We start from the raw sequence: 16,536 nt of genomic DNA, 5'->3' as shown, positions 1-16,536 counted from the left end.
AAAGTCTGGGAGGTTTAACACCAGATCACTTTGAACAAAATCAAATTCTAACCAAAACCAACTTCAAAACGGTCAACTCTATTTAGGACGATACAGCTCATTGACAAGAGGAATTATTTTTCAGATTCTCTCACACCCATAAAACCCATGACATCCTTATACCCCTTGCTCCAGGTCCAGAAGTATTGTGTGATCATTGGGATGTGTTTTTTCTTTTCGTAGAAAGAGTAGTCCAGATTCGTTCCTTTTTCATCCGCTGCTTTTCTAAATCTATCCACGGTTAGCCGGATTCCGGGATAGGTTTTTTCCCCTTCCAAAATCAACAATGGAACCTCATTCCCGGTCAGATAATAGATCGGCGAATAATCCTTCCAAACAGCTGGATTATCGGTAAACGCATCGTAATTGTCTTCGGCGTTGTATTTTTCCTTTCGCTCGGTGAGAAACCAGTACCAATCCAAACCCGCAGGATCATTAAGAATAGCCCCTTTCAAAGGATTCGAAAATCCCAATTCCTCATAAGGTTCATTCTTGATAGCTGCCAATGCAGCCAAATGACCCCCAGCAGAATGTCCTGAGACATACATCTTATTCGGATCACCTCCATATTTCGCGATGTTCTCATACACCCATTTGACGGCCATAACGGAAGCCTTTTCCATGGCTGGGATTTTATATTCCGGAGCCAAGGGATAATCAATAATTACAGTGACCACTTCCCTTCTGGCGAATCTGGTTCCCATAAAATCATAAATTTCCTTTCGCCCTTTATTCCAACTTCCACCATGAATAAAAATCAAGACAGGAAGGTCCTTCGCCTTTTTGGGAGCAAAGACATTCAATTGCTTTTCCGGAAAGCCATCCTCAGCCATTAGGTAAGAAATGTTTTTAGATCGGTGGATGGATTGGAACGCACAACTGCTCAAAAGTATCGTGCAAATCAGAATTGAAAGCAGGGATTTCATTGGTAACATTTGATTCAAAAAGCCTAAAAGGTGGGGTTTTGTTTTGTAAAACTAAAAAGACAACCCCCAAGGATTGCCATTTTTATCAATCAATGATTTACTTCTGATGACTGAGACGAATCGCTGCCAAGAGCCTTCTGATTCCTATAGCCCTCGGGACTGAACACTGCGAACTGCCTATTAAACCGCCGGTTCCTGCTGACTTAGGCAGTGAAAACTCCCCAATCCCCAGATGATATCTGTGGAATCTATTCCAATCACATTTCTTTCAGGAAAGCAGCCTGACAAAATATCCAGAGCTTTCTGGTCATTCTTATCTCGGAAAGTAGGCACTACCACCACTTCATTTCCAATGTAAAAATTGGCATAGGAAGCCGGAAGTCGCTGATCTTCCCAAATCACCGGACTTGGCATAGGTAGCTCTACAATATTCAGTTGCTTCCCGTTTTCAAGGCGCATTTTCTTAAGCATACCCAGATTTTCAGCTAGGATCTCGTGGTTTTCGTCGGATTTGTTTTCCTCCACCACGGTCACCACCGTATCGGCATTCACAAAGCGAGTAATATCATCAATATGTCCGTCCGTATCATCCCCGATGATCCCATCCCCTACCCAAAGGATATGATTGACTCCATAGTAATCGCAAAGGTATTTTTCGATTTGGGCTTGGTTGAGGTGCGGATTTCGGTTTTCATTGAGCAAGCAGGCCGTAGAAGTCAATAAAGTTCCTCTTCCATTAAACTCAACAGATCCTCCCTCCATGACGATTCCGGGTTTGAAGCAGGGAATTCCCAATTCTTCAGCAATCCGAATCGGAATCTGGTTGTCCAGATCATGAGGGGGATACTTGTTTCCCCAGGCGTTATAATCCCATTTCACCAGAACCTTTTTCACATCCGAATTTGGATTGATCAAAAAAGCTGGACCATGATCCCTGCACCAGGCATCATTGGTTGGAAAAAAATGGAATTTTATTTGGCTCAAATCTGCTCCTGCTTTTTCCAAATGGCCTAAAGCAAAAGCCTTCATCGCCTCATTGGCTACATTGATATTGACCTTTTGACCTTTGGCTACTTCGGTAATAAACTGGGAATAGGGAGCAAAAACGGTCTGAATCTTACCTGGCCAAGACTCCTCCTTATGCGGCCAGCTCAGCCACATAGATTCTTGGGGAGCGAATTCCGCAGGAAAATAATAACCCAATTCTGCCGGAGTAGCGGCTCCGGTTTTTGCCAATTCGAAAATATCCTTCATGGCCTACTCCTCGTCAAGAAATCGCTTGGTAATCGGATCGTAGGAATCAATTCGACGATCTCTTAAAAATGGCCAGTGAGTTCGGTATCGATCTGAACCCGTCAAATCCAGTTCCTCCACATGGATTTCCTCCTGTAAATGAGGGGCTTTATAAGTCACCCGACCAAAGGCATTGGAAACAAAAGAACCTCCCCAAAACTGCATTGGACCTTCGATTCCAGTTCGATTTACTGAAACGACCGGAATTCCATTCGCTACTGAGTGAGAGCGTTGAATAGTCTGCCAAGCATTGTATTGATCTTCGTTGGTTTGCTCATCCTGATGCAAAGCCCAACCGATAGCTGTTGGATACACCAAGAAATCTGCACCTTTCAAGGCAGTGATTCTTGCTGCTTCCGGATACCACTGATCCCAGCAAATCAATACTCCAATTTTGCCGAATTTGGTTGGAAATACTTTATAGCCCAGATCACCTGGAGTGAAGTAAAACTTCTCAAAATAGCCCGGATCGTCTGGGATATGCATTTTTCTATACTTACCCAAATAGCTTCCGTCCGCATCTAAAACAGCCGTAGTATTGTGATAAAGGCCTTCTGCCCGCTTTTCAAAAAGTGAGGCTACGATTACCACTCCAAGTTCCTTCGCCAAAGAGCCCAATACATTAGTCGATGGACCGGGAATAGCTTCAGCTAACTTGAAGTTTTCGTAATCCTCCACATCGCAGAAGTAAAGCGATCTGAAAAGTTCCTGCAAAACCACCACTTGAGCGCCTTTTTGAGCTGCCTCACGGACACCTGCAATGGTTTTGTTCATGTTTTCGGCCACATCCCCAGAGCAACTGAGCTGCACCAGACCTACTTTGACGTTTTTATTTCCCACGGCTAAGAGTTTTAAATTAGGCTGCAAAGATACCTTGGAAGGTGGGGAATGGCAAATGAAGAGAAAAAGAATGATGGTAAGGATTTGGTTAAAAAGTTCTTTTGATAAGGATCTAAACCCCTCTCTTTTGTAGGTTTGCTACTCGGATTTTCAACCTAATAAAATACAATGATTCTATTCTTTCTTAGTTTTTATTTTTTCTCACCAGTTTTCCAATCAATAAGTACAAATACTGAAAAAGATAAAATCCCAGTAATCATCGATGCGGACACGGCTAATGAAGTAGATGACTTATTTGCTCTGGCAAGGGCCTTATATTCTCAAGAATTGGATATCATAGGGATCACATCAGCTCAATTTCACATCTCCCCTTTGGCGACTGATTCTACGGTAAAAGAAAGTCAGCTGATTAATGAGCAACTGATCCAGCTTACCGAAAGGAAAGGCATTTCCCTTCCTATCGGGTCTAATTTTCCTTTAAAATCGGCTTCTGAACCTCAGCGTTCACCGGCCTCAGACTTTATTATTCAGGAAGCGCTGAAGATGAGAGGGAAAGAAAAATTGAATTTGGTCATCTTGGGTAGCTGCACTAATGTGGCCTCAGCCATTATTCAAGAGCCAAGGATTATCCCAAAAATCAAAGTTCATTATCTCGGAATTTGGCATGATCCCACCACCAACACCTTCGACAAAAAGGAATTCAACTCCGGAAATGACACCATTGCTGTCAATGTCCTGTTTGATACACCAAATCTTGACCTGACCATCATGTCCGCGACGACCAGTCAGCATTTGGTTTTTGAAAAAACCAAAGTAGATCAAGAACTCAAGGGGAAATCTGAATTGGGAGACTTTCTGGTCAATCGATGGGAAACTTATACCCGCTGGTGGACTAAAGAAGATCCTGAAAAAGCTCGATGGATCATGTGGGATGTGGCCATTATTGAGGCTTTAATTCATCCTGAATGGACAAAAACGGAAGAGTTTTGGACCCCAAAGGAGAATACCCGAAGGAAGGTGAAAATCCATACCGGAATCCAAAACCAAGAAATGGAAAATGATTTTTGGGAGGCCATATCTAAATCCAAATCTTCCAATTAATCTTCAAAGTGGCATGAAATAATCTTGGATTTAAATTCCAGTAAACCAAGACCAGTTGGGGTCACCGAATTCCGAAAATTCGTCCGTAACCACAATTTTATTCAGAAACTTCATGCTCTTATAGCCAATTTGGGTTTCTACCCTCATCCTAACTGGAGCTCCATGCTGGATCGGAAGATTTTTTCCATTCATACCATAGGCTAATATCGTCTGAGGATGAAAGGCATCCATTAGGTCAATACTGTCTGCCCACCCATCGTAGGAATAGTAATTGACATATCTGGCACTAGGCAAGATTCCAACACTTTGCAAAACTGTTCCTAAAGAAACTCCTGTCCATTGAGCAATGGCAGTCCACCCTTCCTCACAGGTATGTCTGGTGATATGGGATTGCTTAGGGAAAAGCTGTAAGTCAGCCAATGAATAATATCCGGGATTGGCTACACTTCCTTCTATTTTGATCTTCCAGTCTGCAAAACCTCCCTTTCTCAATTTCTCATATTCCTCACTGTAGTATTCCTTGGAGCTATCTCCTGGATCAACGGTGCCTAATGCCGGAAAGGAAGAAATATCAGAATAGGAATACTCTTTGGCTAAGGCCTGACCCGGAAGAAGGGTTCTTTGCGCCACATAGGTCAGATTATCGCTCATGCGTAGGATCTTCCCATAGGTTGGAGGTAGGGGTGTGGAGCAGCTAGGCAAAAGCAATCCTCCCAAAGCAACTGCTCCCGCTTTAAGGGCATCTCGACGGGTTAATGATGGTTTTTTCTTCATGAGCTAAGCAAAAATTAGTAGATGAGGAATCTCAATGTGGTTTTCAAATAGTATTATTTTCCCGTGGTCATACCTTTTAGCTGATTTTTGAACCCCGACTTGGTAATCATTACCAAATGAACTAAAAGAAATAGAACCAAGGTAAACGAAGCCAAGAAGTGAATGGTCCTAGCAGATTGCGCACCAAAGAACATTTTTAAAAGAAAAGGATAGGCTGCGGTAATTCCCGGAGACATGGTAAATCCCGTCAGAATCATGACTGGAAAGAGAAAGAAAATCACCAGCAAATAGGCTGATTTTTGGAATAGGCTATAGCTAGGCCCAAAAGTCGCCGGAGGAATTTTCAAATTAATATGCTGTTTAAATTCCTGCTTGATCGCTTCGCTAGAAAGCTCCTTTTTCTTAGGCAAAAGATGCTTTGAAAAGTGCTTGGTCAAAATTCCTAAAATCAAATAAAGCAATCCAACAAGGACCAAAATCCAAGCTCCCAGAAAATGTAAACTCCGGCCCCAGCTATTTTGGTTGAAAATGTCGAATGTTCGAACTCCAGTTACCGGAGAATTAGGTTCATCGGAAAAGGGCGTAATCTGATCCCAACCCCCATGCTTGTAATTAATGCTGACTGGTACTTCAAAAAGTGCGGGAGTCAAATCATTACCCACTTCCCCCCAGTAAAATCTCGGGTGCACCATGGTCATTTCAAATCCGGTAACCAGAAGGATAAAGAAGCTTAAGGTGACAAACCAATGAGACCCTTTGACCCAGGCTTTATGTTTGGGTTTTTCCATTTAGGACAATTCGTTTCAAATCAGAATTAAAAGCCCTAAAAATCAGGTCTTTTCTAAATATACATTTTCAGATTGAAAATCTTTTAAGATTCAAATTGTAAAACGAATTGAATCTGTTGGATAATGAAATAGTCGATTTTTTGAATTCCTATTCCAAATTCTTAAATCCCAGGAATGTAAGCGCTATTTTCAACTAAAACATGGTAGAACCAAGACCAGCTTATAAACTTGTTTAAATAAGGTCCCACAGAATGTTTGTCAAAGTCCACTTTCTTGATTTTGTCCTCTGGGACATCTTTAAAAAACGCCGCTTTCCAATCTGAAGGCATTTTTCCATAAGGGTCATAAAAAATCATAACCTCAAGATTTTCTAAGCTCGAATTCTGGTATTTAGGGGTTTTATTAATTCCGAATTCAAAAAGAATTTCTCCCAACATGAGGCCTGCAGCCAAAGAGAATAAGGTAGTTGAAACTATTGAATTAGAATTTTCTTGAAAAGACAGGTATCCTTTGCAGGGGTAACAAGAAATGGATCCATTTTTTAATCGATAATTCCCATTATTAAAAGTTCCTTTTGGTCCCTCTATTTCAATTCCATTATCACCAGTATTTAATATGATGAAATTATCCAAATCGCCACTCCATCCCTGATCAATCTGAACTCCATCTTCAGCAATCTGACTTAAAATAACCGTTGATAAATTTACCTTACCCCCATAAATAGCAATCCCATCTTCTGCCCCTTGATAGATTTCAATATTTTCAATTATAGTACCCGATCCTACACCTGCCAAGGTGAAGGAAGGGATTCTTTTTCCAGTATCCAGTCGATTTCCTGCAAACCGGATAAATATATTTTTCAATATCCCAGAATTATCCTCATTATTCATTCCCCCATATTTGGCACTCTCTCCGAATCCTTCAAATCCTTTTAGAGAATACTCTATTGCATCTCCTGGAAATGAACCTCTTGCCTTACCTAAAATGATCAAGCCTCCCCAAAGCCCTTTTTCTTTAGAATAGTCAACTTCTCTAACTTCGTCCCACCAATGCATATCCAAAAAGCTGAAATTTTGCTTTGGATTTGTTTCTCCCGGAGAAATCAGATCAAGGGAGGATGTGAAAATAATTGGCTGGTCGCTAGTTCCCTGTGCATCTATTTTAGCTCCCCTCGAGATGACCAAGGCTGATGTTTCTTGGAGATTAGTTTCCCCTTTGACAATTACTCCTTTTTGGATAGTTAGTTTGGATGGAGCCTTTACAGTTATCCTTTTTTCGAGTATATAAATATTCCCGGTATACCAAATTTGATCTTCTGAAATATCCTCTTTCACCCTAATGATTTTTGGATCAAAAGGTGATGGGGATTCCGGATTTTCTTGGATTGGACTGCTTCCTTTGCTTTCAATAATTTTAATCAGGCAAAGCTTTTCAAAAAAATCTCCATCCTTATCTCTGGCAAAAACAACTAGTTTAAGTTCCTCTGCTGCTTTAAATTTTCCCGATTCTGCATTGAATGAAAAAGCCTTTGAAAACGATTTTTCTCCTGAAAGTTTATTAGACTCAATCTCAATCCCATTCAATGAAAGTCTGATTTCAGATAATCCATCTAAAGCATCAATAGTAAACTCCAGATTTAATTCTGAATCTATCTCCACTTCCACTTGCTCAGGGAGTCCTTCAATAATAATCCCATTATCTAACTCTACCTCCTCCCTGCAAGAGTTTAAAATTAATAAAATGAGAATCCAGAATATGTAGGCTAAAAATGAATTCTTCATAGCAATAACATTTAGGTTTCATTCAAATACTAAGTCATCTTGTAATCTGTTTGAAAGGATTATTTTAAATCAAGGCGCCAAAATCTTGATTACAACTCTCTTGGAATGAGAATCTCCATCGACATCTCTAGCATAAATAACTACCTCAATTGAGTCCTTGAGACTAGGCTCCCAAAACCCATCATCTGTAATCTGAGCTTTCAGGGAATACCTTCCTGGGGATTCCTTTTCTCCTCGAAAGGTCATGACCTCTTTTTCGATCCTGTCTTGAAAGATTTTAGAGGAAGAAAGTCCATCCAAAGCTTGAATTTGAAAATTTAACTCCACCTCTGTCCCATGGACGACTTCAAGGAAAGAAGGTAGGCCTAGAATTTCTACTTCATTGTTTTGAACTGAAGGTGGGCTGGCCTCGGTACAACCAAGGAGGCCAGCCAGCAAAAAAACACCCATTTTTCTTAGTGAAATTTTCATTTGAGGAGAGGCTTTTGATTAATTATTTCACTGGCTTCAAGCCATTGCTATAAACAAACTGGGCCAATTCGTAACCTTTCTCTTCTCCGATTTCTATTGCTTTCCGAAAATGGTAGCCGATGTAAATTCTGGAAAGGGAGTTTTCTCTTACTGCCTCATCAATTGAGCTAAAAGATCTTGTCCCAGGCCAATAGCCACTGTCCGTAGAAAATGGAATGGCCGATTTACCAAAAAATGAAATCAATACCCCGCCTGCAGCAGCTCCAGAAATAGCATGGGCAGATGGATATTCTCCTACAGCTGGAGTGACTAATACCGGAGTCCAAGAAGGGTCCCCAACGGTTTGGTCATTTCCATCCATTTCACCCAACCTAATCGCTGAAATTGGTCTCCAATAGTTAAAGAATATTTTGGAGTCAAATACCGCGATATATGAATCCGCTATAGCCATATGCATTAAGGCAAATAGTCTTGCAGTTTCCCAAAGGTTTGTGTATTTGTTGTTTTGCAGCAAAACTTCTCTCGCTACCCGGTTCCAACCCCTTGAGGAGTTTTCTGCCCAAAAAACACCTAAGGCTCTATCGTCAGGAGAAATGGTCACACTATTTATTGCTCCCAGGCTTTTTACTTCGTTGTAATCAGCTGTGTATTCAGGACTATTAATGGCAAATGGAGGTTCTGGACGGAATTGGTCAGCACTGGAAATTACCCAAGTCTGTTGCTTATGAAATCCTGCCAAAGCATAATTGAGTGGCGGCAGATATCTATACTCTCCTGGCTGGGTGCCATTGGGAGGCGTAGGGTTATATCCAACCAATTGCAAATACGGACCATCAACGGATCGTTTTGACAGCACTGCCTGAGCGACCTGCTTTCCAAGAGCGATACCTTTGTCCTTTTTCTCTTTGTCTTTAAGCTCAGCCATGGTGGCGTTGTATAGGCTATCAAATCTGGTCTGAGTCGGAGCATCTTGGGGACCTATTGTCTTGGCTACTTCATAAATCGCCTGAATCAGCGTAGCATTGGGATCAGCATTTTTATCCGAAACCTTTGAAGCATAGGTCTGATATCTGGCATCTACAGAATTGACTGCATCATGCATGGTGACATGGAAAATGGCAAAAACCCTAGAAATAATGGGAGGAGGAAATCCTGTAGTTGGAGTAAAGGTGTAGGCCTTTTCGAGCTGTCTATTCCATGCTAGAAAGTATTTCGGGGAATCCTTCAGATTTTCACCCTGATCCCACGTCATATTTTTCCTAACTGGAACTGTTTGTAATTCAGGATAGCAACCCTGAAATACTAGTAAAACTGATACTCCAAAGAGTAGACTTCCCAATCCAAATAAATTTTTTAATTTGAATTTGTCGATGAATAGCTTTTTCATAGGATTGATTTTTTGGTTAGACAAATGGGTTAAACTTTAAAAATTGATGGGTTTTGAAGAACAAATCGGTATTTGCTCTTACCCAAAGATTGGTCTAGCTCAAAAATATACTGTGGTAAAAAACCGACATCCTTTATGGCTTCAGGATGTGGGCCTACTATCTTAATCCTAAAATTCTATCCGGACTAAGGGTATCTAAATCCCAAAGTTGGGCAGGGGTAATACCTGAAAAATCCTTGTAGTCTTTTGCCATATGCTGGTAATCCTCATATCCGCAGGCAGCCGAAACTTCATACCAGGACAGTTCAGGGTTTTTGGTTTTGAAAATATAACTCTTGGAAAAGCGGTTGATACGCAGCATAGTTTTGGGTCCTACCCCAAAATACTTTTTGGAAAGCCTCTCAAATTGTCGGAGTGATAAACAGGCTTCATCGGCCAGAAAATCAACGTTTTGGATTGATTCAGAAATAAAAAAATAAGGTAATGCTCTTTCAGAGGGATGATTATCCATGGAACTCTTTTTCCTAAATAGAACAATCAATAATTGGTCGACTAACTGAACCATAGCCTCGTAAGACCTGCATCCTTGAAGTTTTTCCTCTATTTCTCTCGTTTCGATCGGAAATAAAAGTTCAAAATCTAGGCTCTTATCCTTCAATTCCTCAAAAGGAATACCCGTCAGTCTATGAAGTGCACCAGGGTAAAAAGGAACCTGAATAATCAAAAATTGAGGCGATACCATTCTATAAACCAATTGGGTAGATTGCCCGACTAGCGTGGCCTTATTTCTGATTATAGTTTCTTGATCCTTTTGGAGATAAATTTTTTCACAACCCTTCACATAAAAAATCAAATATTGCTCCCCCCTCGGAGGAAACGCCTTAAAAGGAATTTTAGCTTTTGGAGAAAATTCAAAATGCCGGACATGGTAGGACTTTACCAAGCCGGCCAATTCATGTGAAGGTGAAAAATTTTTGAAAATCATGATCCTTTAAAAATAATTTTTTCTAATCCCCACAAAATCAGACTATTAAAAATAGTTTCATTTGAAAGAAATACCAAAAAACAATCCTATTCTTCTAAAACTTTTTTTCGCAGAAAATACTAATCCACAAGAAAAATCTCCCCTTTCCAACTTATAGGTTATTGGATGAAGTCAGGATAAAACCTACTTTTAAACTTGCCATAAACCCTTAGAACCTATGAAAAAGATTTTCTTGTTTGCTCTTCTAATTTGCCTCGGAACATTCTCCACTTTTGCACAAAAAGGAACCAAAGAACGGATCAAAATTCATAGCAAAGCCCTAGAGGGCAATCTGATCGGTGATCCAGCAGATCGGGAAGTGACCGTTTACCTTCCCCCTTCCTATCAGTCTAATCCGGAAAAGAGATTTCCTGTACTTTACATGTTGCATGGATTTACAGACAATGATTCCCAATGGTTTGGATGGGAAAGTCATTGGATCAACTTACAGGATGTCATCGAGCAGTCTTTAGCGGAAGGACTTTCCAAAGAGATGATTGTAGTGATGCCCAATGCATATAATCGATTCAAAGGCAGTATGTATGCGAGTTCGGCTACAATTGGGGACTGGGAGACTTTTATAACTCAGGAATTGGTCAACTATGTCGACTCGAACTATCGAACCCTTCCCAATAAAAAAAGCCGTGGATTAGCAGGTCATTCCATGGGTGGATACGGTACACTCCGCTTGGGAATGAAATACCCGGAAGTTTATTCGGCCATTTATGCCTTAAGCCCCTGCTGCATGGATGGAACAGCCTCCACCAATCCAGAAATGATGAAAAAACTGGAAAGCTTGACCCCAGACCAACTTCAGGGGACCTCATTTTTTGAAATTGCAGCTTTGGCCACTTCCGCAGCATTTGCTCCGAATCCTAAAAACCCTCCTCTCTATCTGGATCTGCCCGCAAAAGAAGGAGCTCCACGTCAAGATGTAATCAACAAGATCATCGCAAATCGTACCCTGAATTATGTGGATCAATATATCCTCAATCTCAAAAAACTGAGAGCCATCGCTATCGATGCTGGACTTCAGGACAGAGGAATAAGCGAAGCAACAAAAACTTTGCATGAAGTTTTGGATTCCTATCAAATCAAGCACTTCTATGAAAGCTATGAAGGCGATCACCTTAACCGGATTGCTGAACGAATTCAGACCAAGGCACTTCCTTTCTTTTCGGAAAATCTCAGTTTCCAATAATCTAAATCCCATCAAAAAGAGGAAATAATTCAGCTAATGAAATAAACGATTCCTACCGCGCATTTCATTTCTATGACCATTTACCATTTGAGTAAACTCTCCTTGGATTTCCAATCCCTTTTTCTATTTTCACACTTTGAGACAATAGAACCAAAATCCTATGAAAAAACATCTTTTGCTTATTCTTTCTGCTTTCCTGCTAATACTGAATACTCAGGCGCAGGAAGCCCTTTTCCGAGCTCAAAACATCATTTCCCCCGAAGTCAACGAAGACAAAACAGTCACCTTTAGACTTTTTGCTCCCAATGCTACCGCTGTTCAGGTCACCGGTGACTTTTTACCAACAGTAAAAATGGAGACCCCAAGAGGTCCCATGGATGGACCCGGAAAGGCCGATCTAACCAAAGGAGAAAATGGAGTTTGGGAATACAAATCACAGCCTTTGGGCCCTGAGCTTTACAACTACTCATTTATCGTGGATGGTTTCAACACCACGGATCCCAGCAATCCCTTTTTGATCAGGGACGTAGCTTCTGCTACTAATATCTTTATTGTAGGAGGAGGACACGCAGACCTGTTTATGGTCAATGACATTCCTCATGGGTCAGTTACCAGAAGATGGTATGACTCTCCGGGATTGGGAATGGACAGAAGAATTACTGTTTACACTCCTCCGGGATACGAAACCTCCAAAGATTCTTATCCCGTCCTATACCTGCTTCACGGAGCAGGAGGTGATGAGGAGGCTTGGATCAATTTAGGACGAACTTCACAGATTTTGGACAACCTGATTGCTCAAGGAAAAGCAAAGCCAATGATTGTGGTAATGCCAAATGGAAATGTGATCCAAGATGGTGCTCCTGGTGAAGGAAGCAAAAATATGTACAAGCCTCAATTCATGATTCCAAAAACAATGGATGGAACCTATGAGGGTGCTTTTGAAGACATCATCAAATTTGTGGAAAGCAATTACCGAGTAAAGGCTGATAAATCTAACCGCGCAATTGCTGGACTTTCCATGGGAGGATTTCATACCCTCCATATTTCCAGATATTACCCAAATACCTTTGACTACATGGGTTTGTTTTCAGCAGCGATTATGCCTCGTGAAGATGCCACAGGAAAGGTTTACAGCAACTTTGACGAGACCCTGAAAAAGCAAATGGACAATGGCTACAAATTGTATTGGATTGCTATTGGCAAAACAGATTTTCTCTTTGCCGCCAATAAGGAATACCGAGACAAATTAGACGCCATGAAAATGCCTTATGAATATGTAGAATCCGAAGGCGGTCATATCTGGAGAAACTGGAGAGTTTACTTGACCCAGTTTACACCAAGATTATTTCAATAACCTCAAACCTATTTTCTATGAAAATCAACCCAGCACTTAGAAGTATTGCCTTCCTTTTTCTGATAGGATTTGGCAGCCGAGTCCAAGCTCAGGAAATCTCTGCCATGCAGGCACCTCGTGTAGTTTCTCCTGAGGTAAATGCCGACAATTCGGTCACTTTTCGAATCCTTTCTGAAAAAGCCAATGAAGTGACCATCAACGGTTCCTGGATGGGTTTCCGTGAAACTTTGCCTTTGACCAAGGGGGAACAAGGTGTCTGGTCTGTGACCATTCAGCCTCTTGCCTCCTCCATGTACCATTACAATTTCTTCGTGGATGGAGTGGCTCTGATTGATCCTACAAATCCTCAGGCCCTTCGAGACGGCACGAGGTATGCAAGTTTATTGATGATTCCTGGTGAGGGTTCTGACGTTTATCAATTGAATGATACTCCACATGGCAACATTTCACAGGTATGGTATGATTCTCCAACCTTAGGAGCGAAACGAAGAATGTATGTCTACACTCCTCCGGGATATGATTCTGGAAAAGACAGCTATCCAGTATTGTACTTGCTCCACGGAGCTGGAGGAGACGAGGATGCTTGGACTTCTTTGGGAAGGGCAAATCTGATTTTGGATAATTTGATTGCTTCTGGAAAATCTAAGCCTATGCTGGTGGTCATGACCAATGGCAATGCTTGGCAAACTTCTACGCTGCGACAAATCCCTGGACTTCCAACCCCAACTCGTGAGACTTTCGCTCAATTCCAAGGTAAGTTTGAGAAGAGCTTGGTAGAAGACGTTGTGCCTTACATTGACAAGAATTACCGGGTAAAAGCCGACAAAGATCATAGAGCTTTGGCAGGTCTTTCTATGGGTGGTGGCCATACCATCACTGCATCTATCACCTACCCTGGCACTTTTGGATATATCGGCGTTTTCAGCAGCGGAATCTTTGATTCTAATGCAGATATGGCTGAAATGGAAAAGAAATTCCTAGCCCTCAAAGCAACTGGAGTTCATAAATATTGGGTTGCCTGCGGGAAAGAGGACTTTGTCATGGATTCCAACAAAAGACTCCTGAGTGTTTTGGACAAAACCGGATTTGAACACGAATACTTCGAAAACGAAGGTGGCCATACCTGGGCGAATTGGAGAACATATCTTTCCATGTTTGCTCCCATGTTATTCTAAGAATTTCTTAATTACCTATACCAAAAAACCTAAACCCAAGCACAGTTCGAAAGAGCTGTGCTTTTCTTTTCTATTTTTATGCCTATTCGGTTTGCTTTACCTAAACCAATTTTGAAAAATTTTACTTGAAAAAATCCCCCTAGCCCCCTTTGAAAAAGGGGGAGTTGCTCAAATTTATCATCAGAGCTAATTTCCATTTACTTAAATGCCTAAGGATGGATACACTTCTTAATTTTAAACCAAATCCTACTTTTCAATAAGCCCTCGAATGAACTACAATCAGAAAAAATTCCGACCCATTTCAAATTCTTCAAATGGAGAAGTCTCTTCGGAAATGATCTTTGTTTATGAACAAATAAATGACCTGGTCTTCTGTTCCTATCAGGGTGAAAAAATTATCAAAGGGCATTTAATTGGAAAGGTGGATGGAGAGGGAAATATTGACATGCGCTACCACCAAGTCAATTCATCCGGCGAAATGCAAACAGGAATTTGTACCTCTACTCCAGAAATTTTGCCTAATGGGAAAATTCGCCTTTACGAGAAATGGAAATGGACTTCCGGAGATTTTTCGGCAGGCGAATCGATTTTGGAAGAAATTTAAAGATTCCCCTTTCTGAATTCCTCCACCGCAAAATTCGCCGCGCGAGCAGTTAAGGCCATGTAAAGAATGGAAGGACTTTGATTTCCGGTACTGGTCATACAGGCTCCATCCGTCACAAAGACATTCTTGCAGCCATGCAACTGGTTCCATTCGTTGAGCATGGAGTTTTCCGGGCTTGTCCCCATTCTCGCTCCTCCCATTTCATGAATATCTAATCCTGGAGCTTGCTCGCTATCACTTGCTTCAATATTTTTCACTCCGGATTTTTCCATCATTTCCTGAGCTTCCTTCAAAAAATCTTGAAGCATATTTTCATCATTTTGATCGTAGCCGACTGAAGTAATCAATTGTGGGATACCAAAAGGATCAGTTTCTGTTTCGCTCAATCGAACATGATTTTCAAACTTAGGAATCGTCTCCCCCTGCATATACATATACACATGCCAATTGCCCGGTTGAGTTTGGGCTTCCTTGAATTCCTTACCAAAACAAGGGTTGGAAATTTCCTTTCCCCTACCTCTCCAAGCTCCTGAGAAAATGGTATACCCTCCCACAAAATCAAGATTGGGGTCTTTTTTGCCCAGATTCCTAAAATTTGCGATGATGGGTTCCGTTGGATTTCGTCCGAAATAGTATTTATCCTGAAACTGCTCCAGCTCTCCGGAAACCCAACCCCGATAATTATGAAATGCCACATATCGACCCAAAAGATCATGGTCATTTCCCAACCCATTAGGGAATCGATTGGACTTGGAATTCAATAAAACCAAGACGCTGTTTAGCGCCGAAGCATTCAAAAAGATAATTCTGGCTCTGAATTCATGAACTTCTTTGGTCTCTGCATCGATTACTTTTACTCCAGTTGCCTTACCAGTAGCCTCATCGTAAAGAATGGAATGAACAACGGAATGGGGCCGGATAGTAAGATTTCCCGTTCGTTCCGCCCAGGGCAAAGTGGATGAAACCGAACTAAAATATCCACCGAAGGGACATCCTCTCATGCACATATTTCTGGCTTGGCATTGTCCTCTTCCCTGCTGCAAATGGATTTCTTGAGGATCTGTCAAATGAGCCCATCGGGCATGTACCATGTGACGATCCGGATAGTTTTCCTTGATTTTTTGGCTCATGTAATCCTCTGCGCAATTAAAAGGAAAAGGCTTCAAAAACTCCCCGTCTGGCATGGCTTCAATTCCATCTCGAGTTCCACAGACTCCGATAAACTTCTCCACATGGGAATACCAAGGATCCACATCCTCATAGCCAATCGGCCAATTCATTCCATACCCCTGAATTTCCGGAGCTTTGAATTCATACTTACTCCATCGCTGAGTAGCCCTACCCCAAGTCAAGGATTTCCCTCCGACTTGATACCCTCGAATCCAATCAAAGGGTTTCTCCTGAACATAGGGATGGTCTTGATCTTGGATAAAAAAATGCTTGGTCTCCTCACCGAATCCGGCTGCCTTGCTGATCAAAGGATTCTTTTCTAAATATTCCTGAGTCACCCAGCCCCGATGCGGAACTTCCCAAGGTCTGAGTGTAGCAGTTGGATAATCTTTGTTGTGAACAACGGAACGACCCCGCTCGAGAACTAAAGTTTTCAAACCTTTTTCGCAAAGTTCCTTCGCTGCCCAGCCTCCTGAGATTCCTGAACCTACTACAATTGCATCAAAGGTATTTTCCATATTTAGGGAATGGGTTGTTGTTAATTGTATTGTCCATGGTCCATAGACTATGGACCATCAACTACCGATCTCTAAATTTTTCTAAAATTT

At 41.4% G+C, this 16,536-nt stretch carries 15 protein-coding genes; 5 read left to right on the top strand and 10 right to left on the bottom strand.

Going from position 1 to position 16,536, the window contains the following annotated elements; translation table 11 throughout:
* Positions 1-113: 113 nt before the first annotated feature.
* The 3 genes from DFQ04_RS13785 to DFQ04_RS13775 form a co-directional block, all read right to left on the bottom strand.
* Positions 114-965, bottom strand: a complete 852-nt coding sequence (locus DFQ04_RS13785) for an alpha/beta hydrolase fold domain-containing protein (protein WP_243739690.1) — start codon at positions 963-965, stop codon at positions 114-116.
* A gap of 180 nt (positions 966-1,145) precedes the next feature.
* Positions 1,146-2,219, bottom strand: a complete 1,074-nt coding sequence (locus DFQ04_RS13780; RefSeq protein ID WP_133556801.1) for an agmatine deiminase family protein — start codon at positions 2,217-2,219, stop codon at positions 1,146-1,148.
* Positions 2,220-2,222: 3 nt separating this feature from the next.
* Complete coding sequence (locus tag DFQ04_RS13775; protein ID WP_133556799.1) at positions 2,223-3,098, bottom strand: carbon-nitrogen hydrolase; 876 nt, start codon at positions 3,096-3,098, stop codon at positions 2,223-2,225.
* A gap of 168 nt (positions 3,099-3,266) precedes the next feature.
* On the opposite strand from DFQ04_RS13775, the gene DFQ04_RS13770 reads away from it, so the two are divergent.
* A complete protein-coding gene (locus DFQ04_RS13770; protein ID WP_133556797.1) occupies positions 3,267-4,199 on the top strand; it encodes a nucleoside hydrolase in 933 nt (310 codons plus the stop codon).
* 30 nt (positions 4,200-4,229) lie between these two features.
* Here the strand turns inward: DFQ04_RS13770 and DFQ04_RS13765 are convergent, their stop codons facing one another.
* The 6 genes from DFQ04_RS13765 to DFQ04_RS13740 all read right to left on the bottom strand — a co-directional run bounded on the left by DFQ04_RS13765 (position 4,230) and on the right by DFQ04_RS13740 (position 10,385).
* Positions 4,230-4,973 (bottom strand): molybdopterin-dependent oxidoreductase, encoded by a 744-nt coding sequence (locus DFQ04_RS13765; RefSeq protein ID WP_133556795.1) that lies wholly within the window; start codon positions 4,971-4,973, stop codon positions 4,230-4,232.
* Positions 4,974-5,026: 53 nt separating this feature from the next.
* Positions 5,027-5,761, bottom strand: coding sequence for a cytochrome b/b6 domain-containing protein (locus DFQ04_RS13760; RefSeq protein ID WP_133556793.1), 735 nt, complete (start codon positions 5,759-5,761; stop codon positions 5,027-5,029).
* A 161-nt stretch (positions 5,762-5,922) separates the two neighbouring features.
* Positions 5,923-7,542 carry a hypothetical protein gene (locus tag DFQ04_RS13755; protein WP_133556791.1) on the bottom strand — a complete coding sequence of 540 codons (1,620 nt, stop codon included), beginning with the start codon at positions 7,540-7,542 and terminating at the stop codon, positions 5,923-5,925.
* 69 nt (positions 7,543-7,611) lie between these two features.
* Positions 7,612-8,013, bottom strand: coding sequence for a hypothetical protein (locus DFQ04_RS13750; RefSeq protein WP_133556789.1), 402 nt, complete (start codon positions 8,011-8,013; stop codon positions 7,612-7,614).
* A gap of 22 nt (positions 8,014-8,035) precedes the next feature.
* Positions 8,036-9,400 (bottom strand): vanadium-dependent haloperoxidase, encoded by a 1,365-nt coding sequence (locus tag DFQ04_RS13745; RefSeq protein ID WP_133556787.1) that lies wholly within the window; start codon positions 9,398-9,400, stop codon positions 8,036-8,038.
* A gap of 157 nt (positions 9,401-9,557) precedes the next feature.
* Positions 9,558-10,385 (bottom strand): helix-turn-helix domain-containing protein, encoded by an 828-nt coding sequence (locus DFQ04_RS13740; RefSeq protein ID WP_133556786.1) that lies wholly within the window; start codon positions 10,383-10,385, stop codon positions 9,558-9,560.
* Between the two features lie 217 nt (positions 10,386-10,602).
* Here DFQ04_RS13740 and DFQ04_RS13735 point away from each other — a divergent pair, with 217 nt between their 5' ends.
* The 4 genes from DFQ04_RS13735 to DFQ04_RS13720 all read left to right on the top strand — a co-directional run bounded on the left by DFQ04_RS13735 (position 10,603) and on the right by DFQ04_RS13720 (position 14,758).
* Positions 10,603-11,625, top strand: coding sequence for an alpha/beta hydrolase (locus DFQ04_RS13735; RefSeq protein ID WP_133556784.1), 1,023 nt, complete (start codon positions 10,603-10,605; stop codon positions 11,623-11,625).
* A gap of 160 nt (positions 11,626-11,785) precedes the next feature.
* Positions 11,786-12,979 (top strand): esterase, encoded by a 1,194-nt coding sequence (locus tag DFQ04_RS13730; protein ID WP_133556782.1) that lies wholly within the window; start codon positions 11,786-11,788, stop codon positions 12,977-12,979.
* Positions 12,980-12,996: 17 nt separating this feature from the next.
* Positions 12,997-14,154 (top strand): alpha/beta hydrolase, encoded by a 1,158-nt coding sequence (locus DFQ04_RS13725; protein WP_133556780.1) that lies wholly within the window; start codon positions 12,997-12,999, stop codon positions 14,152-14,154.
* Between the two features lie 268 nt (positions 14,155-14,422).
* Entirely contained in the window at positions 14,423-14,758 is a 336-nt protein-coding gene (locus DFQ04_RS13720; protein WP_133556778.1) for a n-acetylglutamate synthase, read from the top strand.
* Here the strand turns inward: DFQ04_RS13720 and DFQ04_RS13715 are convergent.
* Positions 14,755-16,446, bottom strand: a complete 1,692-nt coding sequence (locus DFQ04_RS13715) for a GMC oxidoreductase (RefSeq protein ID WP_133556776.1) — start codon at positions 16,444-16,446, stop codon at positions 14,755-14,757. The two genes, DFQ04_RS13720 and DFQ04_RS13715, sit on opposite strands and share 4 nt — an antisense overlap.
* Between the last annotated feature and the right edge of the window lie 90 nt (positions 16,447-16,536).

Source organism: Algoriphagus boseongensis (assembly GCF_004362805.1).
Lineage (GTDB): Bacteria > Bacteroidota > Bacteroidia > Cytophagales > Cyclobacteriaceae > Algoriphagus > Algoriphagus boseongensis.
Note: the sequence above shows the minus strand (reverse complement) of the source record. Positions and strands in the feature narration are given on the sequence as shown.